The organism is Legionella fairfieldensis ATCC 49588, assembly GCF_000621525.1.
GTDB lineage: Bacteria > Pseudomonadota > Gammaproteobacteria > Legionellales > Legionellaceae > Tatlockia > Tatlockia fairfieldensis.
This window is the reverse complement of record NZ_KK211301.1, coordinates 61,442-82,676: the sequence shown is the minus strand read 5'-3', so window position 1 is coordinate 82,676 and position 21,235 is coordinate 61,442. Positions and strand designations below refer to the sequence as shown.

Genomic DNA, 21,235 nt, shown 5'->3' with positions numbered 1-21,235 from the left:
CTTCATCGAAGACCTCCTGATATCACTTTAACGCCTGTTTTAGCTACCTGCATACCTGATTGACTTACGTTATCGCTATGGCGTTCAGTACCGCTGACTAAATCCATAAGACCTGCACCAGCGTCACCGCCAAAATGACTAGATAATCTGAGTAACAAAACGGGTGCTACAAAGTAAAACATTACAGCCATATTCTTCATGGCCGAAATAGCATCGTTTTCCCCTAATGGATCAAGCACAGAGCGTTCGAGAAATCCGACCAGATGCCAGAGGTATTGAAGAAAGATAGCCATAACAAACAAGGCGCACAGACTGCCCAACGCTCTTGGACTATAGCAACTTAAGGACAATACCATTGGCGTTAAAATGATTAAAAAGAACATGAAAAACGCTTGCATGACGGGCAGGGTTTGCATGATTGCTTCTCTTTTTAATGGGGTGGATGTCCATGATTTTGTCCATTGTCCGACATTGACCAGGCTATGGGTAATGGCAGATGCGACCTTTCCATTGTTATTATCCATGAGGTTTTGCACAGAACTGGTCTGCATGTCTTTGCTTTCTTGCAAGAGCATTTTCGCAATAAAATCTTCTGCGCTGATGTCTGCTTTCCAGGCTTTTGGGTGTTTCACTTTATATTGGCGAACTCTATCGAGCATGGCGTAGTAATTTAGATGCTTGTTAAAAACACTGGCCTGATTAGAGACTTCAACCAGGTCAGTTTTGATTTTGTTCCACCATTGCTGACAGCTTGGATATCCATCTTCTGGCAATCGTTCGGGTGGAATATCGCCACGATTAGCTGCTTTTTCAAGATTGCGATTTGGGGCTTGATGAAAGGTAAATCCTGACACGGGTTGGCGAGCGTGAAGTTTGCTGTAATACATCTTTTGCAGAATTTTAGAACCCATCCAGTTTAAATCATCTTCACCACCATAGCGTTTGAGCATAGGATCTAACTCACTGGCTTCATGCTTTTCACTATTGAATTGAGTTCTTGCTTCAATAAAACATTGCCTATGAAAATCCAATGCTTGTTTGCGAACGCTTTGGGGTAGATAGGTTGATACCAAATCGCCTTGAATAGATTGCAAACTATCGGTGCAACCCGTTACCTTCATAAGGCTGTAAGTGAAGCTCGACATGAAATTCTGGATAATGGCAAAGCCTATAGGAATTTTGACCTGGTTAGTCAGTAGATCTGCAAAGGCTTCATCATAAGTTGTGCCGCTGTCGCCAATGACCGCAGTCGTTGGGTTCTTTAGTCCACATAGGGGTTTAAATTGTAAGGCTTTGGTTTCCAATGGTACGCAAGGATAGACAAATAAACTGCATATCAGGAAAGTGACTGCCAATTCATAAAGGAAATTATTTAAAGCATGTTCCACAGCATAAAAAGCGCCAGCTGGATTAAGCACATTTTTAAGAAAGCGATAGCCAATGGCCAAAAAGCCAAGATATAACAGCCCTGTTTGCCACAGGGCGTTAAATAGAACCTCATACTGTTGCCAGCCTAGATAGGTGGTGTAGAGGGATAAAGGGTTAAAGACGATCATGATTAAGCTCCTTTATTTTCTTTGACGTAGATTGCACCATTTTTTACTGTTGGCTGTTCATGATCCTGGCCTGGGATATTTTGGTTTTGTGCTTGGTGGCGAATGTCCATGATGGTTCCCAAAGTCTCATTCATCATTTTTTTGCGGACATCGTTTTCAAATGACAATGAGTGAATGTCATCATCCAGTTTTTTCAGTGCAAAAAGGACCATGTTCATAGCAGGTTTTAAGTTTTGTACTTCTTGTACTTGCAGTCCTGCTTGTAAAATACGACGCATCATTAAGGCTTTATCCAACATGTTTTGGACAGCAATTTCCTCAGCTAACTTCGAGACAGTGAGCATCTGTTCTTCACGAGGTAAATGTTGAATTGTGATAATGACTTCATCAGTAATCAGTAAATTGGAGGCGCTGACTTTATGCAGATTTTCTTCGGTCAGTGTCCATGTACCATTGACTAAATTCCATAAGGCTTTGGCAATGTTCTGACTACAGGTATTAGCGTTCGCACAGCTTTGCAATAAGGCTGATAAGCCTATCCCTGCTTTAGCATCGTGATTTTGTTTGTTTTCACTGCTGCTGACTTGAATATCACCTAGAACCTTAACTGCCCAATTGGCAGCATCAGTAGGCGTTGGCCAGCTTAGTGTCATAGGGATTTTAGTACTTGGTTTCTCCAAGGAATTTAAAGGTTTTCTCTCCAAAAGAATGTTGTACCCAGCAATGACTACATCATTAATCACCTTAATGGGGCGTTGGAATTTACCGCCAGCATTGCCTTTATCGCTGCCTATCCAGGGTAGACCGTATTCATCTCGTTTTTGGGCAATACTTTTTGACGTTTCGGTCACATCGACGTTTTCCTTCTTAGCCCGTTTGGCAGCATCGAGCCATCCCTGACTATCTGATACTGATAAGATGCCTTCCATAGGAGATTGGTTTTGTTCCAATGCTTGTTTGACTTCCTGACAATCTTTAACTTTGAGGGTAAATTCATTTTGCGCGCTAGATGCAGCATTTTGTAGAACATTGTATAAAGCAGGCATGGACTGTTGTAGCTTATAAAGCGGAAATCCTGCGACAGAGCCTTTCAAATTATCAATTACACCGCCAGGGATATTTAATGCTGATTTCTTTAAATCCTGAAAAGTATTGGTAATGGATACCACAGGATTAAAACCGCTACAGGAAAAGCCCATACGGCCATCTATATCTGCACCAATAACCAGTGTTTGATCTTTATTGACGGGTGGAATAAATAAATTAGATGTTCCTCCTAATTCGTAATAGTAATCAGATTGGCTAGGCATAAAGCTGCCAGCTTGGATCAGAGAGGGGATTAGTAAACTAAGTAGTAGTGATTTCTTCATGGCATCGTCCTATCGTTTTTGAGGTTGTTCTACTTTGGGAAAGGTTAAAAAGTTCACGAGTTTGCCTTCGTGCTGGATACAGCCGCGGTATTTACGCCAGAGGACAAATACATAATTACCATTACCCGCTTTGTCATCTTCTGTACCAAAGTCCTGTGCATCCCCTGGGTGAATATTTCGGTTAATGGGGTAGATTTCCTGCCAGATGACCTTGGTGTTTCTGGGGTCATAAATGGCATTAGCTACTACACAGTTTCTCCCACAGGAATTACGAGTTGATTTGGTGACATGTAAGGGATTTTTATTGGTGACGATATCCGCTGCGTGCATGGCCGCTACAACTGAGGCTCTATAGTTATAGGGCTGAGTCACTCGCATTAATCTTGGAATTTCAGAACCCCAATTTTGGGTGAATGTGCCAATGTCATGATTAATTAATAGGTATGGATGAGTTCCCATATACAACAACTCAGCGGCTTCTGTTCTATCCATGACTGCATCAGCTTCGGCAAGATAATAAGGAACACCAAAACCTGTTTCAGGTCTATGTGACAGGTAAGGGATACGATAGAAAGCAGCAGGGCTGCCAATAACATCAACGATACGGGTGCGTTCATCATTAATATGAAGATCGGTGGTTTGGCCGCTGTCATTGCCAAAACCTAATTCAGAACCAGTCGCAGCTTTATAAGCTTGTTGATACAGTGTTCTTGCTGCTTTATTTTCGTAAAGCGTTCGTGCCTCAAGCCAGGGATTTTCTTCTGGCTTATTGCTGACAGTAATGATTAGATCAGGCAAGAATTGCTCAACCGCGGGCGTGACTTCAAGCCTGGGCGGTAGACGGCCTACAGCCCAGGTACAAGAACCAATCACTTTATAATGGCTGTTTTGAAATAGCTTTTGCAAGACCCGTGTGGCTATGATGAAGGTGTTCACTGGGTGAGGAGGGCTAGTGCTTTCTAAAGCAAAGGACAAGTTAGTCATAAAAATAAGTCCTATTGTGAATAGCAGTTTTAGGTTGTTCGAGTTTTTTAGCCATGATTTCGGCTGCTTCAAGTACATCATGTTCTTTCTCCAGAAGGTGACGTTGAGCTTTTTCTGATTTTTCGGTCATTAACAGTGCTAGTAGGTAGCGAGGTGGAATGACGCGAAACAAACCCTGATAACGTGACCCTAATAAAACCGCTTCTGCATACAAGCCTTTTTGCGAATCAATATCTCTGATTAATGTTTCCTGCTGTGGTGTTAGGGATTTAAAGCGTTTTACGTCAGTGATTTCTTTTTCATCTAGTCCCAATAAAATCCAGGTTTCAATCAACGATAAAATTTTGGTGGCCTTTTCTGAATTCATGTCCGTGACGTTTTGGGTAATAGCAACCAGCCAAAGACCGAGCTTTCTTGCTACTTTGGCAATCAGTAAACAAACGGTCACAACAGAAGGGATTTGAAATTGCAAATGGGATTCATCAATAAAGAGAAAGGTTGGTCTGTTATCGTTTTGAGTAGCTTCTGCCATAGCCAGTATTCTTGGCAATAATGAAACCATTACCAAGGCCAGCTTTCCGGTATCATCCTTAATGGCTGAAATATCAACATGAAAAATATCAAAGTCACCTAAAGGCTCTGTCGACACATTAAAAAAACGAGATTTGGCACTGTTAATCACATAACTGTTAAGTCGATCGTGCATATCAAGGATGCGGTCTTTTTTGCGAGCAACTGTTTCTCTATCAAGTCGTCGTTTAAAAGCACTTACAATATGCTCAGTGAGCATTTGCGGTATGTCATTGTTAAAGGACGTTAAAATCGCATCACTTAACACTTCGATTAATAGAGTTTCATCAGCCAAAGTAAATTGTTCTTCTTCCAAAGCATTAGCCTCAGTAATCATGGTACGTAAAGCTAAAGCAAGCTCGGCCAGATAGGAGCGGTGACCATCACCACAGACCACGTCTTCTGAATTAGCAGGTTCTTGAAGGTTGCTCTTTAATTCCATGATTTTTTGAGCAATTAAGGTAGCCTGCTTTGTACTTAAATTATCTGTGATTTCGGGAATAGCTTTATATGCTTCACAAAATGGATTTAATGGGACTGCTTCATCTTTCTTATTGCTTAGTAATAACTGTTTGGTCTTTTTACCGTGCGCTTTGGCGTGAATGAGTATCCTGTCAAAAGAGTTCCCCATTTCAAAAAGCACTATTCGGGCATTTTTCATGGCTAATAAAGATTGAATCATCCAACCCGTTAAAACCGACTTGCCACCACCAGAGTTTGCAAAAATAGCGCAATGAGAATTTTGGCTAACAAAATCATGATGCAGTAAGTCAAAAAAAACAGGTTCACCCAAACGATTGAAAAAGGGGAAACAAGGTAAATGCCTTGCACCTTGGTTGCGTCCATAGACCGGAAGCAGTGCTGCCAGCTCAGTGGCATACATCAGACGATCAAAACATAAATATTTACGGGCATAGTGGGGATCAAAATTAAAGGGCAGAGCATTGAGCCAGGAATTTAGAGGATGGAGATCATAGTTGGAATGAATCAAGGGCATTTTGGCATCGTTGAAAATCGCGTGCAGATTTTTTTCTATGATTTGAGCTTGTTGCTCATCTTCAGCTTGATAGAAAATGGCCTGATTAACCCAGAACAATCGATTGCCCATACTTAACTCATTACGGGCTGTCCTAATATCATCTCGGACTTCCTGAGGTTTTAGACTGGTTCCTACGATTCCTTTTTCCAATCGCGTTAAATGGGAATCAAGATTTTCATCATGACTAAAGACGACTTGGATTGTGTAGATGCTTCCTTCTGGCAAGGTATCTAAAAGTGCGTATCGATGTTTGGGATTAGCTTGCTGTCTTTCTCGTGAGACTAATCCAATGATAGGCGCTTCTTTTAACCCGTCAACATACAGAATTCTTTGTTTGTTTCCTTCAAAAACAAACCCATCTTCATCGCTTACAGGTGGCGTAAAGAATACATTTTGCGCTAGGTTAAATCCTGCTGGTATGGGATTCGGATAAGGGTATTGTTCTAATATCTCGTCAGCTGATTTGGGATTAAACCAACGTATCCACCACTGGTAATAATCTTGCCCTTTGAGGCGTTTGATTTCCAGCCCTGGTGAGCGCAGTTTGGTTTCAATCTGACTAATGACTTCTTGATGTTCGAGAAGAATTTGCTCTCGGGGTAGATTGGTTTGGTGTAATTGTCTATAAAACAAAACTCTGATTCTTCGTCTTCGTCCACGGTAGGGTGCGCCTGTTTTGGGATCAATAAATAAGCCTTCGGGTCGGGTCATTTTATTGTAAAGATCGTGCAGGCGTTTTAAATAATCTTGCGTTAATGGACTGTCTCTAAATTGTTGGGGGATTTGGGTTTTAATATGAGTAATAACGGGATCAAGGCAATATTCGTCTTGAACAAACATCTGCATGACCCAAGGATCAACGGCATGTAGTGGAACTACGGATGCAAAGGTATCCCGAATTTTATGAAATACCGCTTGTAAATACTCAGAGGAGGCTGCTTCTGCCTGAATATCACCTAATTCAAATCCTGAGCCTAGACTTTTGCCATCGGCAAATAAAAAGACCTGCTCTTGTTCATTAAAATCAACAATAGTCAATCTATCGGCAAAAGAAGGTAAAGGATTGGCGTAACGCTTTTTAACAGCTTGTTCTTTTATAGCTTGGGGATTCATTTCTCCAAGCAACCAGTTAGATAATCGTTTCATCATGTCTCCTTAATACAGTTCTGATGCCAAGGCATACTGGTTTTGCTTGTAAAGGAAAAAGCGAGTCGTGTAGGCAGGCTTGATGATTTGTTCATCACCCAATTGCGCCACATGCGCAAAAACATGGATAGGCACTTCGGGGTTAGGCAGTTGCTTAAATTCTTCTCCCGAATCATCAAGACGCATCTGTTGGTAAACAGGCTTTTGTATTGGTTGTTGCAGGCTCTGCTGATACAATTGGCTGACTGTTAAGCCCTGCTCAGGAATGGCGTTTTGCGACATCCTGGCAGTGGAACAAGCGCTTAATGCCAGACTAGCGCAAAGCATTATCAAAGTTTTTTTGTTGATGGTAACCATAATCTAATACCCTCCCTTGGTGTTCTTTATCAATGGCTATGGTTTGGCTGAAATGTAAACTGAGTTGATTAGGGACAAACCCTGTATGGCCGCGGATACTTGCAGGAACAAAGACCATATCGAAGCTGCCCTGGATTCTTTTCTCAAGCCAGTCAGTAATCTTTTGGCTGCCTTCGTTGATTGCGCCACCAGCAGCAAAGTGTGCTAAGTCGCCTGTAGGTGTGGCAATGGCAGAACCTCCGTCTGCCTGATAACTCATTTGCCATTTAGATAGGGCATTTCCTGCACCTTGAATACCGCCAGCTGCCATGAAGGCTGTTAATACTCTAGGGGCATTGGTGATGTATTGTCCTTTGATACAAGGATTACCGAATTGCGTGGTCAGGTAACCAATGCTGTCGTTATTCACCAGCTCTGCGGAGCTTTTCATTTGTTCTTGGCCGACATTCACAAAATGCCCATCCTCAAAGACAAATAAGGCTGAGGTGACATAGGCACGAACACAGCTGATGTTATCGAGAAAGGAACCAACGCCAATCGAATAACCGCTGATTTTCATACCAGTGATTTCTTCGGGTAGTTGCATCCCATTGGCTGTCATTAAATCCCCTCGACTGACAATTGCTGTGAAGGGAAATAAAGGCTGCATGAGTTTGCCTTCAACAGGAACTTCGCCGATTAAAGCTGATAAGAGCGTGATTTTGCTGAAATCGCTGCCAGCTGGAATAGTATAGAATGGCGTTTTTGTTGGACCTTCTTCCTTGATAGGGGATTCATGTTCATTGAAGATTTTGCTTTCAGTTGGGGCTTTATCTAGCAAGGTATCTAAATCTTTGATTTGACCTGTTAAGGGCACTGGTTTTCCTTCCATTGGATAAGATTGTGATTGATGTTCAGTCAGTGCAGTCAGTTGTTCTTTAAGCGCTTGTAACTCATCTTGCAGTGTATGGCTGGCTTCTTGTTTGGGTTGTTTTAATTGTTTTTGCAGCGATTTATTCTCTTTGTGCATTTGATCTAATTTCTTTTCTGTTTCTAATAATCGCGCGGAAACATCACGAATATTGTCATTGAATTGGCTTGCTATAGCTTCGCCAAAATTATTAGGATTGGGCGTGTTGTTGTTAACCGGTGCGCTATGACGGCTATTAATAAGAATCATAATGACCGCAAAAACCACCGAGCCTGCCAGAATTTTAATGCCATTGTTTTTATTCATCGGCTGTACCTCGCTTGTTGAGTTAAAGCTGCTGCAAAAGGCTGATCAGAGACTAAAAAGACAGTGGTGCTTTGATGCTGGTTGCGTGCTGGCAATTCATTTTTGGGATAGAAGCTCGCGGTTTGCCAATGCCCCATCAGTTTGGTGAATGGCAGCTTTATAGGTTGATTCAGCAAATTTTTTAAATCGACTGCGGTGACGTAAAGATTGCCGCCACGCCATGAAGCCAGAGGATGAGCTTCAATGCTTGCACCATAAAACAAAGGGATGGTTTTATTGGTTTGCATAGGTGAGCGGTAAATTCCCTCTGGAATTTCTCTGACCCGTTCAGGCGAATACAAGGCTTGAATGGCAAAACGGGTTAATTGAATAGCGTTGTATTCATATTGACTGGCTCCTGCATTAAGGTTGATTTTGGGATCATCTATCAGAATCTCAATCGGCGTGGTGTTGATTGCTTTCTCATTGGCATTAAGATTAAGAATAACCACTTCGCCTTCAGGCAATAACTGGACAATCAAGCGAGAATCTTTGAATGATTCTTTGGCTTTAAGATACAAGCTACCTTTGACTTTCAGAATATCGAGGCTGGCACTGAGTTGTTGATCAATCACCTTAATGGCTTGGGGAAACTGGACTAACCGCTCTTTATTGATCGGTAATTCAATTGTTAAAGGAACTTTTTCCCAAACCAGGTGTTCACTTTGCAGGGCATGGCTTAGGTGCATCACAGCAAAGCACAGAGCGAATAAGCTAATTTTAATGAGTTTCATGGTGTTCCTCCGTGTCGACCAGTAAATCTTGTAAACGTTCTTCAGGACGGGTATAGCCATCCAGAGCTAATTGAAAAGGGTTGTGAAGACGCGACAGGTTGAGCTTGACCACACGAAGGTGATAAGCCACTACTTTGTCAGCAATGACCATGGCAGAGTTGTCTTTGAGCCTTTGCGTAATGCGTAGTATCAGCTTGACTTCCCAGGTATCGGGACCAATTTTTTTAATGTCTTGCGGTTCCATAAAGCGATAGAGACTTGCTACTTGAGTGCGGTCAAAGAGTTGAGCGTTTTTATAAGCTGCCAGGGTTTCACGAAGTAACTGCTCATGCCGTGATGTGAAGTAATAATGAAAGGCTTTAATGTTTAGGTTGAATTCTTCTTTGCCTTTATTAGACCAGCTGTAGAGTGTCGGCATTAAGGAAGTCACATATCCTTGCACGTATTCATTCGGTATTTCGCTTGCCTTCATTAAACCGCCATTAGCAGCCATATTAGGACTAAGCCAGAATTCATAGCGTTTGGGCATGATCATCAGGTTAATAATTAATGCTAAGATGATGATTGATAACACACCGATAAAAGCCAGTAATAAACGATTGTGATGTTGTAGGCTGTCGATTTTTTTCCAGTAGTTAAACATGCGGCTCTCCAACAGATTTATTCTTTTGCCAAGTTCCCTGGTAATGAATCCAAGGTGAATGTTTGAGCCTTAATCGCACCATCCACTGAATCGTTTTCTTCATCACATAACCATAGGGCTTACCTGCTTTGATGCGGGAAACTCCTTTAGGCCACACAGTAATAGACAGAATGAATCCAATCACAAAACCGATGCAGCCAGAGGCCAGCGGAAACTCAACCATTGCTCCTAAGAGAACGAAGAACAGGGTAGTTGCTGGGGTTGTGGTGATAACAATCCAAAATAATTCACGAAGACTTAAACCTTTCCAGGCTGGGAAGTCGTGTGACAGATGGCGCGAAGAAGGCTGACTCATATTTCACCTCCTATATTTTGAACTTGGTAATCATGGTGTAACCCACATAACCAGAAGCAATGCTAATGGCTAAATAGGTGATGCCCATTACGGCAAAAGTACCGAAGGCCACCATGGATCCTTCGTTCTTTTTAGACTCTTCAATACCGTGTTGTACCGTGGTAATGAATTTAATAAAGGTCACAACAGCGGTAATGAAGAGCAATAAACCCAGACCTTGTTTGACGTAATTCCCTGTCACGGTCATCATGCTTTTAGAGCCGTCCCCGATGTTGTCCGCGTCGGAAATTTTAGGGAACCAGTTATCTGCCAATAGCACAGGGGCATATAAGATATTTACTACTCCAAGGCAGATTGAGCGAAGCATTGTTTTCATGTTGTCTCCTTAACAAATAAAACTAAAATGAAGATCATCAGACCAATCACTAATCTGATGAGCCGAGAACCCAGACGCAGTAAGTATCCATGTTGTTGTTTTTCCTCTGCGTCCATCATGTGGTTGACAGACCACATCACCGCTAATATCACCAGGGCTATGGCAATAAAGCGGATACTGCCGGAAAAGACTTGTGCCGATATGTTATTGCTTGCTTGTTTAAAGGTGGTGGCAAACATTCTGGCTATTTCGTCTTTACTCATTAGGGTTTCCTCACAAAGTCCATTTCCAAGGCCTTGATCTTGCGTGGTGCAATGATTGGTTGATTGATGTAATCAATCAGGCCATTGCGAATATTCAGTAAATCTTCTCTTAAACCTGCATGATATTGGCCTTGGACATCTTCAAATCCTTCAATTTGTAATTGGATACGGGTATTGGGGGTTATCTGTGTTTGTGCTTCATCAAGCAGGGGCATGATGGCGTTAATCTGGTTAATGATGCGCACCAGCGTTTCATTTAAATCAGGGTTATTCGCCCAGCTGTGTAGGCTTATCATCATAAAGGTCAAACAAAGCAATCGTTTCATGGTTTCTCCCTATAAATACTTTTTAAAGCGACTGGCCGTCATGGCCACCATTAATCCCATCAATAAACTGATAGGAACAAAGACATAAGCAGGGGTGATGCTGACAGGCAGGGCAAGCCAGAGCATGAGTAAAATCACAAGTCCCTTTTTTAAATAGTGGTTAAGTCTGTGGAATAAATAAGAGGATTCACGGCCTAAGCAAGCGGTGCGTATTGCTCTTTGGTTAAGACCATCAACTAGACCTGCAACCATAGTCAGGGCAAATAAAGGCATGGCAGCGAATAAAATAATAAGTTTGATTAATAGACATTGACTGCTTAATAAAACCAGCTGGAAAAACTGTTGTGATTTTTCGAGTAAGTCTGCTGCAAATTCATTAATCGCTAATTTGTTTAAATAGGGAATAGTCAGCGTCCAGCTAGGTTTGGCATCTAAGGGTAGGGCTGCCAATAGTGAACCTTGATAAACAGGGGTGATGGCTTCTCGTTGAGTATTTACAAGGACATTGACCTTATCAAAGGCAAATGGATAGCCATGAAGCATCCATTGACTTACAGCCCAGATAAGCAACGCTAACCAACCCAAGAAAAGAACTAAAGTCAGCTGCATAGTCATTTGTCTGGAATATTGTTTTACTGCCATACAGCCCCCTCAGCAATGATTAAGGGGTAATGTTGTTCACGGATGTAATTCAGCAATGGATCAACATTGACGGGTAATAGTGGCAATTTAAACTTTTCTTGCAGAGCTACAATGGTTTCAAAGTCATTCACATTGGTGATGAACCCAGTGGCTTGCATGGATTTTAATTGCTCTTGATGTTGTTCTAACCATTTGATGGATTCTCTATCCGCGCCTATGACAAATAGAGCCATGTTTAACAGATTGGTATCCAATTTTTTGCGGCTTACTTTGCCAACAGTGGCTTTGCTCTTTGCTGGTACGCCAATAGGGCTAGACAGATTAAGTCTTAATGACGCATCACTTTGTGACAGCGTTAAAGGAATCACATTCATGCTATGAACATTTAAAGCGACCAACAGCAAGAGCAAAATCCTAATCATTAAAATCTCCCTAAATCGACGACTTGCGAAGTTTTGCCTTTTGCCAGTAAGAGCAAGGGTGTTTGTTTCTTGTCGAGTTTTAAGCCCTCATACTGTTGGCTACCTGGGTTCAAGGTGATTTGTTGACTGGTCACCAAATGGATAGGGATTTGATGTCTGTTAGCCCAAAGTTGGATAGCGCTATTGTCCATATCCAGAAAGAGAAGATTGAGCTTGGTGTTTGGTGTACGGCTAATAGCATCGACCAGTTGCAGTACAATGGTGGTTACAGCGTCATCGGCTCTTATAAAGAAATAGAGCGTTTCACTTTCTTTTAATTGAATGGGTTGATGTGCATAGGGAGAGTAAGGAGATGGATCAAAATCACCGACTACAGGCACATCTTTAAACAGTTGGTTATAGGCTTTGTAAAAGGCATTATTCCAGGCTATGTTTTGCGCGACCTTTTGGGCTTCTTGAAGGGCAGCAAGTTCGGCGAAATGAGCTCGTTCAGCGTCATTCTTGGCATTTAGTCCAAGAATATCAACGGGTGTCATACGTAGGTCTTTGTAGTAAATACCACTTCTGCTTTGTATTAATTGCAGATAGCGTTTTTCTTCTGCCTCACTTAATCCCCATGCTTTGGCTTCCTGTTTTTGTAAGTCGTTAAGTTGAAAATCTTTGTCTTCAATAACTTCATCATGAAATTCGGCCAGACCTGCTTTCGTCAACGCATTATCAGCACTGAGCATAGGTGGTGTGGCAATACCTGGGATATACAAACCGGCAATTGCCTGTTGACCCAGGAGTAACCCGATTGCCAGTGTGGACAGCTTAAGCATGGCTCACCTCTTGTTGACTTAGATGAACCCGCAGATGCGCATTGTCAGCATTTTCAAATTCTATGGTTTGCTTCGCAAAGTCGATCTCAAAGACAGTCCATCCTGCCAAGGAATCGCCTTTTTCCAACGCTTGGGTTTTGTAGTGGTAGGAAACAGAGGCAACAGAAACTTCTTGGATACTGTCTATGCTTAATACTTTAAACGGTAGTTGATTTGCAGGAAGCATTTTGACAGGTTGCTTTTTCTCATCCAGATGGCGTAATAAATCAGTAATGCCTTCAAGCTGTTTCTTAATTGCGATTTGTTCAGTTGTAAACATTTCACCTAATTGGTGTTCATCTTTATTTTGTATTTGTTGAATGAACGCTCCCAATTGTTTTATGTTTTTGGTAATAGGCGATAAATCCGGTTGTTCAACAGGTTGATTGAGTTGTTTTTGTATAGTGGTTAATCGCTCATCCAGCGTATTAAATTTATTGTTCTCAATAGAGGGTTGGCTTTTTAAACAAATGAATACGACCAACAATCCGTTTAACAAAAGAAGACTAAGCCATTTGGCATCAAAATACTTTTTCATCCTGCTCTCCTTGCTATCAGACTAAAATTGATTTCTCTTAACAGGTCATCCTGCTTGAGATTGAATAGATGCTGACCGACCAATACCGTCAATCCATCGGTAATCGTTAAAGGTCCTAAATTTCTACTAACCTGTGGTAGTGGTTGTTGAAATACTTGTTGTAGGCTTTCGCTTTGTTTTTCTTTTGGAGCAAGGTGATACCCTGAATAACGAAGCCAGTAATTCACTGCTTCTCCTATAGTTTGTATGGATGCAGGAAAATGAATCTGTTGAACAGTTTTCAATGGATTTATCTGAGCTGCCAAAGGTTGATTGTTGAGCGTGGCATAGCGACCGACTTGGGTTATATTAGCTGCCTGAGCATTTAGGCTACATAAAACAAAACTACAAAGCAGAAATTTTCTAAGCATGATTGCCTCCTGATTCTGTGGATTTATCCCTTAATTTTTGAGCCAGGGCATGTTGTTCCATTGCTTTTTGGATAAAGACCTCTTTACGTTCAACATCAATATGTTTGGGAGCATCTATACCTAATTTGATTAGTCCTTCCTTTTCAGAGATAAGAAGTACTTTGATTCTGCCTTTATCAATGTAAATTGCTTCGCCCATACGACGGATTAGAATTAGCATGATGTTTTCTCCTTAGCTTCTTTGAAGAGGTAGTCTTTCATTTGGTCGATATGAAGTTGGACGATTTTGGGATCGGTAGGGATATGCGGTTCAGTTTTTTGTTTTAACACTTCTTGACGGGCTTGGATGCCTTTTTGGATGTTGGTGCAGTACTCATAAAAAATCGGCAGACAAGGAGGAACAGCCAGCTTTTTCTTTATTTGTTCTAAAGCAAGTTTCAACACTTGATTGTCAAATTCTTTCAAGCCTTCTGACCATTCACGTTTTGAGACCTCGAGAAAATTAGTGTTGCTGTAAGTTGAGACCCACAGATAGCCATAAATTGCTGCAAGGCGCATAAACAGTGTATCCATTCTCTTATCGTACTCTGGAGTTGTCGAATGAGAGGACATTGCTTCCTGACTCTGGGGGTTCATCAAAGTCGAAATCGAAGTTTGCATCTTTGCAGGATTCAGTAAGGATATCTGTTGCTGATTTTTTTCGAGAACGCGCTTGATTGGCTTCATTTTGCTGCTCCTCTTGGGTTTTTAAGGTAAGTAATTCATCGTTCCAACATTTGCGTGAAAGCCAGGTGGCTGGGTATTTCCAGTTTGGCAGCCACTCGCCGAAAAACTCCATTTCCTCACGGTTATTAATTTGGGCTTGCAAGCCTGTTAGTATTTGTTCAATCAACTGTTCATCTGGTTGCAGATAACCAAACTCACGCCAGGCTTTAGTTCGGTCTTGTTTTAAAGGATAAAGAGACCAAAATTTTTCAAATTGCTGCTGTAAAAAAATAAAACGATCTTTGGAGTTATGAGGTGTGTCGGGTTTTGTGTTTTGCGCTGTGTTGGGTTTTTGATATTTTTTGTCGTAACTTGATGATTTAATATTATTTTTATCGTTCGGGTTTGTGCTGGGTTGAAGTGTCGGGTTTGTGTCGGGTTTATTTTGAACAGACAAATCCGAATTGGCTAATAAGCATTTTAAAATGAGTTGTTTACCAATAGATTTGATCTCCACTAACCCAGCGCGCTCAAGCGCATAGATGATACGGCGTAATTGCGGACGACTAGGGCTACCTGAATGTTCAAAACCTTGGTGGGGTTCAACATAGAGGGCTTCAGCAAGCTGTTGATAGCTGATTTTACGCTTAACACCTACCAGAAAGGTATTACGGTCCATATACGGACGAATCCCCAGCAAATAGGCTGATTGCTGGATATAAGGTAACCCCATCAGAGCTGATAATTCATCGGTATTAACAAACAAAAATCCCATTTTTCTATTTCATCCCTTCAAAAGCACCATCAAAAAACAGCGCTTGCACTATCAAATGATTTCAATTAGTATCAATCAATAACACGAAGTGTGTTGTTGATAACCCATTGTAAATAAGCACTTTTTAGTGTCAATGGGGTATTTCCGTTTGATAGCAAATGAACCTAAATGAACATGAAAAAAATTATTGGCAGTAGGATTGCACAGGCAAGAAGGGCGAATGGATTGACGATTAAGGTTTTGGCTGATAGGACAGGATTTGGGGCTGCCAGGATTGGGAATTGGGAGCAGGGAACCAGGAGTCCTGGGCCGGAAGAGGCTAAGAGCTTGTCTAAGGAATTGCAGGTTGCGGCTTCTTGGTTGCTTTGTTTGACAGATGACCCATTAGGTGAACGAGTTGAAAAGAGCATAATTGCCAACACAAAATACGAGTAAATGTTTTCACAAGAGCTTATTTTGAAAGATCAAGAACAAATATTTTAGTTTTATCAGAAATATCTTTATAACATTCATTGAGTTTATTTTTCATTTCTTGTAGAGATTGAGGACGTTTTCTTTTCCAAGCTTTTGGGAGTTTAGATGTGGTTTTATTTCCAAACCATAATACTAAATAAACACCAAATCCGTTGGCATGATAATCTGTTGAATAATTTTGTAGTTGATCTATTGCGGCAGACCATAGATCAGTATGCCATTGACCTTTTATTTCTATTGGCACATCTAATAAATTATAAGTACTAAGAAGATCACATCGTTTATCATCAGATCTAGCGCCCTCTACGTGCGCGCGTGCATTATATTTTTCAAGATGCGGTGTTAGTGCTGATGCTATTAGATCACGACAATAATTTTCTTTATGTGGGTTTTCGTTATCCCAATAAAATTTAAAATCACTTGTTTCACTACCTTTGAGTCTTAACTGTAATATTTCTAATTGGTCAATTAGTAAGGCTTGTAAATCCTTGTGTCCGGTGGGTTCTTTGCTCAGTAAGATATTTTGTACATCTTGTAATGAAAAATATTTTTTATAGCTTTCTGATTTATGCTTTTTATTCTCAGTTAACGCATGTTTAAGTTCATCGCAATATTGACATAAATCGTTTTTGTTAATGAGATCAGAAATTAAATCTTGTGCTTCTTGCGTTGTAATTAAAGAAAGTTCAGTTATACATCCTTTAATAAGTCTGGATGCATCCCACGGATGTTGATTTCCTTCCCAACTGCCAGTGGGGTATGGCACCGGTGGCCATATTGAACCAAATTTCAAAATAAAAAAATATAATTGCTGTGCATTCATCTTTGGCCAATAAGTTGAAATTTTCTTATCAACGAAGATAAACTCACTTAATACCCAAATACTTATTTTATCTTCTGAAGTATATTGATTGAGTATTTCAAAATGAGATTCAAAGTCCAGAAGAAAACAAGTGCTTATCCAAATATCCCGTTGAGGGCATTTATCAAATTCTTGCTTACTAATTTGTTCTCGAATTAACTTAATAACATCATTAGGTGAGTAACAAATAGCTATGGTAAGGACTGTTTTCAAGCTATCATAAGCTAATTTTTGGTAATTATTAAGCCATTTTAAAGCTACTTTTCCTGCTATATCCTGGAATAAACTGTCAGTTTGAATTCGATATAATCCAGGAACATATCTTTCTTCAGAATATAAATAAGGTTCTATCGTTTCATAAATAAAATTTTCTTTTGACAATGAGTCTTTGAAAAGAATAAATTCAAGCTCTTTTTGTACAGAAGAGGATATATCATTGCTTTTGAAGCTAGCTCCCCAATGACAAGCAGCTAGAGCTGAATGAGCAATATTTAATGGAATTTCGTCTAACTTTTCATTGCGAGATAAAATAATATCGCAGTATGCTAAAAGAATAGCCTCAAAGGGGGAAATCAAGTTTTGATTAATACGTAGTTGTATTATCTCATGGACGGTTGGTATGTTATTTTCTTCAATAGCTGAACAGATTCCATTTATTGCTAGTGGTAAGAGCTCTATACCTAAAAGTTCAACTACACGTTTTTTCGGTTCATTTCCCTGAATATCACTAAACCAACCTAAATAAGCTTTCGCTATTTGATTTAAGCCATTTATATGTTTTCCTGAAACTAACTGATCTCTAATTTCATGATATTGTTGGTGTCTTTCTATTACTTTTTTCTTTTGTCTACTACGATGAGCTGCTTGCTTTTTTTCATATTGTTCAATTTCTTTTTTTCCATTAGCTCTTTGCAGTTCTATATCATGTATATGTTTTTTTAAATTTATATTTAGAATGGCTTGATCCTGAGCATGTTTCAAAGCAGCACCAGTAAAAGGCTGATAGGCAAATATCCAACGAACTAGTTCTTTCCATTTTAATTCGTTATCCGACGTATGCAGTCCCATAATATTATCGAGATGAAATATTATGTCTTCCTCTATTACCCATAACCATGTATGACTTAAACAGAATATTAGCCAGAGTTTATCTGGCTTTGAGCTTTTAATTGCAACTGATTGAAGAGATCTACGATAATCAGTATTTTCAGACAAATATTTAGTAATTTCATCATACTCATTATGATGCCGAGAAGCATTTGTTTCAATTATGCTTAACCAAGTCCATAATTCTTGAGGTACAGGTTTAGAAATTCGTTTCATTCTCTCTTGAGTAAACTGTAATACTAATCTCTTTATTTTGTTTTGAATTTTTTCATTTTTTTCTGATGATGCTGAGCCTAATTCCTTCAGAAAAGATCGGATACATCCTTCAATTTGTTCAATAGACAATTGTTCGAATAATTTATAACCTAAAGCTATCAAAGATATTTGTTTATCTTCAGCTGATTTTTTTAATATTTCTAAGAAAATTTCTGAAATTTTGTCTGAATTATACAGTTTGGTAGCAACTCTAAATATATCTAAAATGAGATATAGAGAATTAATTTCGTCATGGTGATGTAATTTATCAGATATTATTATCCAATTGGGTTCTATCGTACATTTTTTTAAAGCTGTTACAACAGCTTCTCTTTCTACAAGAGTTACAGTTTGTTCTAATAAAATAGATATGAGCTCATCTTTTATACTATCAATAAAATTAGGAGATGCGGTATGTTCAATGGATTGAATAATTAAATAAGATAATTGAAACGGCGTATCTTTAGTATGTAAAATACTTAAAACATCGTCTCGCAACTCAGGTCTTAACAGACCGTCTCCCACGCTGATATGCCAATCTTCGGCTCGGAAATAGGGATCGTCCTTTGCAATTTTTTGTAAAGACTTCAGAAGAAATTTTAACTGTTCTGTAGTTAAAATTGTGGGATCACTATATTTTAAGAATCCGTAAGGATCTCGGTTAATAAAACTATTCCTTTCTGGCTGACAAAAAACTGCAAGCCAAGCATGGAGTCCTCTAAGAGCAGAAGGAACTATATATCTATCACCATAAAGCAACGCTTCTAGACGTCGTATAGATAATTTATTATTTAACTTATTGCCGAGCCATTTTGCAGCTAAAAATTCTGCTACTGTTCTATGGCATGGCACTAAAATATTATTAGAATCTGAACGGAATAACATTGTTGATAAGATATGTTGCATTAATTCATTAGAACTATTCTCATCGAAAAATTCTTCAATTTTAGGTGCAGATAAATCTTTATTATTAATAGATACGCCTATTTTTCCTGAAAGCAAAAGTTGAGCACAAATACAACCAGCTGTTTCAATTAGCTTATGGATATTTGGAGGTGTTTTAATAGATGCATGAATTTCACTATGTTCCTCAAGAAGAGTCAAACAAGCATTTTCATACAAATCTAATTTAGAGCTCGGCCATCCACCATTTTGTTGATGTGCTTTTAAAAATAATGACAAATTATTAGGATTTCTTAGTAAATCTACAACACCTCGTTTTTGAGCTTCTATAAAAAAGTCGTTACCATCTATTTCTTTACCTTCGTTGTTAATGAACTCTATAATTTCTCGGTCATTTAAGGATAATAAATGCCCAAGAATTGGTTTTTTATTCCATCTGTTTTGAATGATTTTACTATTTACCGCATCCTTCCAGTCAGCAGTGCGACATGCCAATATAAAGTTTGGGCTATGATGATGCGAGATTTTTGATAAAATATTATCGGATATAAGCTCTTTTTTATATACTGTTACCTCATCAATTCCATCAATGATAATTTTAGAGGGCTTAGAAACTGCTTCGATTGCTGGAGATAACATTATGGATACTGCATCATAACAGATAGAATTTGTTCTTTCTTTGAATTCTCTTAATAGAGTAGACTTCCCACTGCCAGGCTCACCTAGTAGGATTAAAGGACCATCCATAGCAAAAAAATCCGCATCAGAGCAAATTTTTTTCTTGTCTGAATCATCAATAATTTCTATTCGTCTTGGAATATAGTTCATTCAGTGCTCTCTGTCTTGGCTTTGTAGGCTCTTAATTTTGGGTATATTTTATCTATAACATGCTCATATCACCACCCAAGCGATGATTGAATAATATAATAGGTTTTGTCAGCTTTAACCAATGAATGTACCAATATAAAAAATAATGGGGGGAGTGTGCAAATTTAGCATATGTAATCGTTAAACTATTTTATGCAGGTAACTGAGAGTATTTTTGTCTATTATTAGAATGCTTCACATACATAGTAATAAAAGCACTAGCCACCAAAGTAAATACTAATATAGAAGGCGATGATGCAATACCTGTTTTTTTAACCAGTATTAAAGAAACTAACGGAGCAAGTCCAGCTGATAAACTTGCAGCAGTTGAATATAAAATTGATAAAACAGTGCATCGTAACTTAATCGGAAACATTTCAGCTAACATCACCGGTACTGTTGCATAATAAGCTCCAGCAGGAATTGCAATTAATGCTTGTCCTAATAAGAGCTCATAAATATCATGGTGCGATAAAACATAAAAAAATGGCTGGGAAAGAATCAATAAACCAACACTAGCAAAGATCACAATTTTTTCTCGATTGATTTTATCAGATAGTTTTCCAACTAAAGGAAATACAGCTAATAAAACAATTAATGAAAGTATATTTGATAGGATAATTTCATGATCCTGAAAATGACTATATAAATGGGCTTGCATAGGACCATAAATGTAAATCTGGAAAGTCGTTGTTACTCCTAGGCAACTTAAAACAAATACATAAAGAGATTGAATTTTATTGTCCTTGATGTAGTTGACTGATTCTGAAAGTAGACTCTTAAATTTAGGTTTTGGCCTGTCTGCATAGTACATGATGTACTCCATACTCTCAGGAATACACAACCGGATATACAAGCCAATGGAAGAACCTAGTAGTGCAAGGACAAAAGGTACACGCCAGACTAGCCAATCGTGTTCAGGATAGTGATTGGTAAAATAAGTAACTAATAATGCTACCAATGATGCTACGAGCATTCCTGACATGGCACCAAACGAAGCCCAGCTGCCCGAGTAGCCTTTTTTGGAGGCTTCTGCATTTTCAACCAGATAAGCTGAAGAATTTAGATATTCTGCACCACAGGAGAAGCTCTGAATAACTCTTAACACTAATAAGGTTATAACAGAAAAAGTACCTATGGTGCTGTGTGGGGGGATAAACCCGATAAGGGTTGTTGACACGCCCATCGTTAAGATGGACGCTGCAAGGATAATTTTTCTGCCATAGATATCGGATAATAAGCCCATTATCATAGCCCCAATAGGTCTGGCTAGATATCCAGCAAAGAAAGTAAGAAATACTAGAAATAAACCCTTTGAAGCATCACCAATTAGGTATTTGGCAATGTAGACTGAGAGTAGGCCGCAAATGGCCATATCAAAAGATTCTATTAAATTGCCTAGTGTGCCTGCCAGTATGATTCGGGTTTGATGCTTCATAGG

At 39.4% G+C, this 21,235-nt stretch carries 23 protein-coding genes; 1 reads left to right on the top strand and 22 read right to left on the bottom strand.

Going from position 1 to position 21,235, the window contains the following annotated elements; all coding sequences use genetic code 11:
- Window positions 1–2: 2 nt before the first annotated feature.
- Genes T345_RS0112635 through T345_RS0112540 form a run of 20 tightly spaced genes read right to left on the bottom strand, consistent with a single transcriptional unit; the run spans window position 3 to window position 15,326 of the window.
- Window positions 3–1,556 carry a conjugal transfer protein TraG N-terminal domain-containing protein gene (locus T345_RS0112635; RefSeq protein WP_014842598.1) on the bottom strand — a complete coding sequence of 518 codons (1,554 nt, stop codon included), beginning with the start codon at window positions 1,554–1,556 and terminating at the stop codon, window positions 3–5.
- A gap of 2 nt (window positions 1,557–1,558) precedes the next feature.
- Window positions 1,559–2,926, bottom strand: a complete 1,368-nt coding sequence (locus tag T345_RS0112630; protein ID WP_014842597.1) for an integrating conjugative element protein — start codon at window positions 2,924–2,926, stop codon at window positions 1,559–1,561.
- A gap of 9 nt (window positions 2,927–2,935) precedes the next feature.
- On the bottom strand, window positions 2,936–3,910 hold the full coding sequence (locus tag T345_RS0112625; protein ID WP_014842596.1) for a TIGR03756 family integrating conjugative element protein: 975 nt from the start codon (window positions 3,908–3,910) through the stop codon (window positions 2,936–2,938).
- A complete protein-coding gene (locus tag T345_RS0112620; protein WP_028389631.1) occupies window positions 3,903–6,665 on the bottom strand; it encodes a conjugative transfer ATPase in 2,763 nt (920 codons plus the stop codon). The genes T345_RS0112625 and T345_RS0112620 overlap by 8 nt, the downstream gene beginning before the upstream one ends.
- A gap of 9 nt (window positions 6,666–6,674) precedes the next feature.
- Complete coding sequence (locus T345_RS0112615) at window positions 6,675–7,022, bottom strand: hypothetical protein (RefSeq protein ID WP_010652864.1); 348 nt, start codon at window positions 7,020–7,022, stop codon at window positions 6,675–6,677.
- Window positions 6,979–8,238 carry a TIGR03752 family integrating conjugative element protein gene (locus tag T345_RS0112610; protein ID WP_014842593.1) on the bottom strand — a complete coding sequence of 420 codons (1,260 nt, stop codon included), beginning with the start codon at window positions 8,236–8,238 and terminating at the stop codon, window positions 6,979–6,981. Before T345_RS0112610 ends, T345_RS0112615 begins: the two co-directional genes overlap by 44 nt.
- Window positions 8,235–9,011: a TIGR03749 family integrating conjugative element protein gene (locus T345_RS0112605; RefSeq protein ID WP_014842592.1), complete on the bottom strand. Its 777-nt coding sequence runs from the start codon at window positions 9,009–9,011 to the stop codon at window positions 8,235–8,237. Before T345_RS0112605 ends, T345_RS0112610 begins: the two co-directional genes overlap by 4 nt.
- Window positions 8,998–9,654, bottom strand: a complete 657-nt coding sequence (locus tag T345_RS0112600) for a DUF2895 family protein (RefSeq protein ID WP_014842591.1) — start codon at window positions 9,652–9,654, stop codon at window positions 8,998–9,000. The genes T345_RS0112605 and T345_RS0112600 overlap by 14 nt, the downstream gene beginning before the upstream one ends.
- Complete coding sequence (locus T345_RS0112595; RefSeq protein ID WP_010652868.1) at window positions 9,647–10,009, bottom strand: TIGR03750 family conjugal transfer protein; 363 nt, start codon at window positions 10,007–10,009, stop codon at window positions 9,647–9,649. Before T345_RS0112595 ends, T345_RS0112600 begins: the two co-directional genes overlap by 8 nt.
- A 10-nt stretch (window positions 10,010–10,019) precedes the next feature.
- The gene (locus tag T345_RS0112590) at window positions 10,020–10,385 is read right to left on the bottom strand and encodes a hypothetical protein (protein ID WP_010652869.1); all 366 of its coding nucleotides are present in this window, start codon (window positions 10,383–10,385) and stop codon (window positions 10,020–10,022) included.
- Window positions 10,382–10,648 carry a hypothetical protein gene (locus T345_RS0112585; protein WP_010652870.1) on the bottom strand — a complete coding sequence of 89 codons (267 nt, stop codon included), beginning with the start codon at window positions 10,646–10,648 and terminating at the stop codon, window positions 10,382–10,384. Before T345_RS0112585 ends, T345_RS0112590 begins: the two co-directional genes overlap by 4 nt.
- The gene (locus T345_RS0112580; protein ID WP_014842590.1) at window positions 10,648–10,974 is read right to left on the bottom strand and encodes an RAQPRD family integrative conjugative element protein; all 327 of its coding nucleotides are present in this window, start codon (window positions 10,972–10,974) and stop codon (window positions 10,648–10,650) included. The genes T345_RS0112585 and T345_RS0112580 overlap by 1 nt, the downstream gene beginning before the upstream one ends.
- Before the next feature lie 9 nt (window positions 10,975–10,983).
- A complete protein-coding gene (locus tag T345_RS0112575; RefSeq protein WP_028389630.1) occupies window positions 10,984–11,616 on the bottom strand; it encodes a TIGR03747 family integrating conjugative element membrane protein in 633 nt (210 codons plus the stop codon).
- Window positions 11,607–12,038, bottom strand: coding sequence for an integrating conjugative element protein (locus T345_RS0112570; RefSeq protein ID WP_010652873.1), 432 nt, complete (start codon window positions 12,036–12,038; stop codon window positions 11,607–11,609). Before T345_RS0112570 ends, T345_RS0112575 begins: the two co-directional genes overlap by 10 nt.
- Window positions 12,038–12,859 (bottom strand): TIGR03759 family integrating conjugative element protein, encoded by an 822-nt coding sequence (locus tag T345_RS0112565; RefSeq protein WP_010652874.1) that lies wholly within the window; start codon window positions 12,857–12,859, stop codon window positions 12,038–12,040. Before T345_RS0112565 ends, T345_RS0112570 begins: the two co-directional genes overlap by 1 nt.
- Window positions 12,852–13,436, bottom strand: a complete 585-nt coding sequence (locus T345_RS0112560) for a hypothetical protein (protein ID WP_014842588.1) — start codon at window positions 13,434–13,436, stop codon at window positions 12,852–12,854. The genes T345_RS0112565 and T345_RS0112560 overlap by 8 nt, the downstream gene beginning before the upstream one ends.
- Entirely contained in the window at window positions 13,433–13,846 is a 414-nt protein-coding gene (gene pilL2, locus T345_RS0112555) for a PFGI-1 class ICE element type IV pilus protein PilL2 (protein WP_010652876.1), read from the bottom strand. The genes T345_RS0112560 and pilL2 overlap by 4 nt, the downstream gene beginning before the upstream one ends.
- Entirely contained in the window at window positions 13,839–14,066 is a 228-nt protein-coding gene (locus T345_RS0112550; RefSeq protein ID WP_010652877.1) for a carbon storage regulator, read from the bottom strand. The genes pilL2 and T345_RS0112550 overlap by 8 nt, the downstream gene beginning before the upstream one ends.
- Window positions 14,060–14,419: a hypothetical protein gene (locus T345_RS0112545; protein ID WP_014842587.1), complete on the bottom strand. Its 360-nt coding sequence runs from the start codon at window positions 14,417–14,419 to the stop codon at window positions 14,060–14,062. The genes T345_RS0112550 and T345_RS0112545 overlap by 7 nt, the downstream gene beginning before the upstream one ends.
- 4 nt (window positions 14,420–14,423) lie before the next feature.
- The gene (locus tag T345_RS0112540) at window positions 14,424–15,326 is read right to left on the bottom strand and encodes a hypothetical protein (protein ID WP_010652879.1); all 903 of its coding nucleotides are present in this window, start codon (window positions 15,324–15,326) and stop codon (window positions 14,424–14,426) included.
- A 168-nt stretch (window positions 15,327–15,494) separates the two neighbouring features.
- Between T345_RS0112540 and T345_RS0112535 the strand changes: the two genes are divergently transcribed.
- Window positions 15,495–15,761: a helix-turn-helix domain-containing protein gene (locus tag T345_RS0112535; RefSeq protein WP_010652880.1), complete on the top strand. Its 267-nt coding sequence runs from the start codon at window positions 15,495–15,497 to the stop codon at window positions 15,759–15,761.
- Between the two features lie 16 nt (window positions 15,762–15,777).
- Here T345_RS0112535 and eruA read toward each other — a convergent pair whose 3' ends face one another.
- Complete coding sequence (eruA, locus tag T345_RS0112530) at window positions 15,778–19,755, bottom strand: NACHT domain-containing antiphage protein EruA (protein ID WP_010652881.1); 3,978 nt, start codon at window positions 19,753–19,755, stop codon at window positions 15,778–15,780.
- 190 nt (window positions 19,756–19,945) lie between these two features.
- On the bottom strand, window positions 19,946–21,232 hold the full coding sequence (locus T345_RS0112525) for an MFS transporter (RefSeq protein WP_010652882.1): 1,287 nt from the start codon (window positions 21,230–21,232) through the stop codon (window positions 19,946–19,948).
- Window positions 21,233–21,235: the final 3 nt, after the last annotated feature.

Excerpts from the sequence above, each read along its gene's own strand:
- T345_RS0112590 (WP_010652869.1), bottom strand. The coding sequence starts at position 10,385 with ATGAAAACAATGCTTCGCTCAATCTGCCTTGGAGTAGTAAATATCTTA.
- T345_RS0112575 (WP_028389630.1), bottom strand. The coding sequence starts at position 11,616 with ATGGCAGTAAAACAATATTCCAGACAAATGACTATGCAGCTGACTTTA.
- T345_RS0112525 (WP_010652882.1), bottom strand. The coding sequence starts at position 21,232 with ATGAAGCATCAAACCCGAATCATACTGGCAGGCACACTAGGCAATTTA.
- T345_RS0112585 (WP_010652870.1), bottom strand. The coding sequence starts at position 10,648 with ATGAGTAAAGACGAAATAGCCAGAATGTTTGCCACCACCTTTAAACAA.
- T345_RS0112570 (WP_010652873.1), bottom strand. The coding sequence starts at position 12,038 with ATGATTAGGATTTTGCTCTTGCTGTTGGTCGCTTTAAATGTTCATAGC.
- T345_RS0112610 (WP_014842593.1), bottom strand. The coding sequence starts at position 8,238 with ATGAATAAAAACAATGGCATTAAAATTCTGGCAGGCTCGGTGGTTTTT.
- T345_RS0112625 (WP_014842596.1), bottom strand. The coding sequence starts at position 3,910 with ATGACTAACTTGTCCTTTGCTTTAGAAAGCACTAGCCCTCCTCACCCA.
- T345_RS0112630 (WP_014842597.1), bottom strand. The coding sequence starts at position 2,926 with ATGAAGAAATCACTACTACTTAGTTTACTAATCCCCTCTCTGATCCAA.
- T345_RS0112580 (WP_014842590.1), bottom strand. The coding sequence starts at position 10,974 with ATGAAACGATTGCTTTGTTTGACCTTTATGATGATAAGCCTACACAGC.
- T345_RS0112600 (WP_014842591.1), bottom strand. The coding sequence starts at position 9,654 with ATGTTTAACTACTGGAAAAAAATCGACAGCCTACAACATCACAATCGT.
- T345_RS0112550 (WP_010652877.1), bottom strand. The coding sequence starts at position 14,066 with ATGCTAATTCTAATCCGTCGTATGGGCGAAGCAATTTACATTGATAAA.
- T345_RS0112605 (WP_014842592.1), bottom strand. The coding sequence starts at position 9,011 with ATGAAACTCATTAAAATTAGCTTATTCGCTCTGTGCTTTGCTGTGATG.
- T345_RS0112560 (WP_014842588.1), bottom strand. The coding sequence starts at position 13,436 with ATGAAAAAGTATTTTGATGCCAAATGGCTTAGTCTTCTTTTGTTAAAC.
- T345_RS0112545 (WP_014842587.1), bottom strand. The coding sequence starts at position 14,419 with ATGGATACACTGTTTATGCGCCTTGCAGCAATTTATGGCTATCTGTGG.
- T345_RS0112620 (WP_028389631.1), bottom strand. The coding sequence starts at position 6,665 with ATGAAACGATTATCTAACTGGTTGCTTGGAGAAATGAATCCCCAAGCT.
- T345_RS0112535 (WP_010652880.1), top strand. The coding sequence starts at position 15,495 with ATGAACATGAAAAAAATTATTGGCAGTAGGATTGCACAGGCAAGAAGG.
- T345_RS0112540 (WP_010652879.1), bottom strand. The coding sequence starts at position 15,326 with ATGGGATTTTTGTTTGTTAATACCGATGAATTATCAGCTCTGATGGGG.
- pilL2 (WP_010652876.1), bottom strand. The coding sequence starts at position 13,846 with ATGCTTAGAAAATTTCTGCTTTGTAGTTTTGTTTTATGTAGCCTAAAT.
- T345_RS0112565 (WP_010652874.1), bottom strand. The coding sequence starts at position 12,859 with ATGCTTAAGCTGTCCACACTGGCAATCGGGTTACTCCTGGGTCAACAG.
- T345_RS0112615 (WP_010652864.1), bottom strand. The coding sequence starts at position 7,022 with ATGGTTACCATCAACAAAAAAACTTTGATAATGCTTTGCGCTAGTCTG.
- T345_RS0112595 (WP_010652868.1), bottom strand. The coding sequence starts at position 10,009 with ATGAGTCAGCCTTCTTCGCGCCATCTGTCACACGACTTCCCAGCCTGG.
- T345_RS0112635 (WP_014842598.1), bottom strand. The coding sequence starts at position 1,556 with ATGATCGTCTTTAACCCTTTATCCCTCTACACCACCTATCTAGGCTGG.
- eruA (WP_010652881.1), bottom strand. The coding sequence starts at position 19,755 with ATGAACTATATTCCAAGACGAATAGAAATTATTGATGATTCAGACAAG.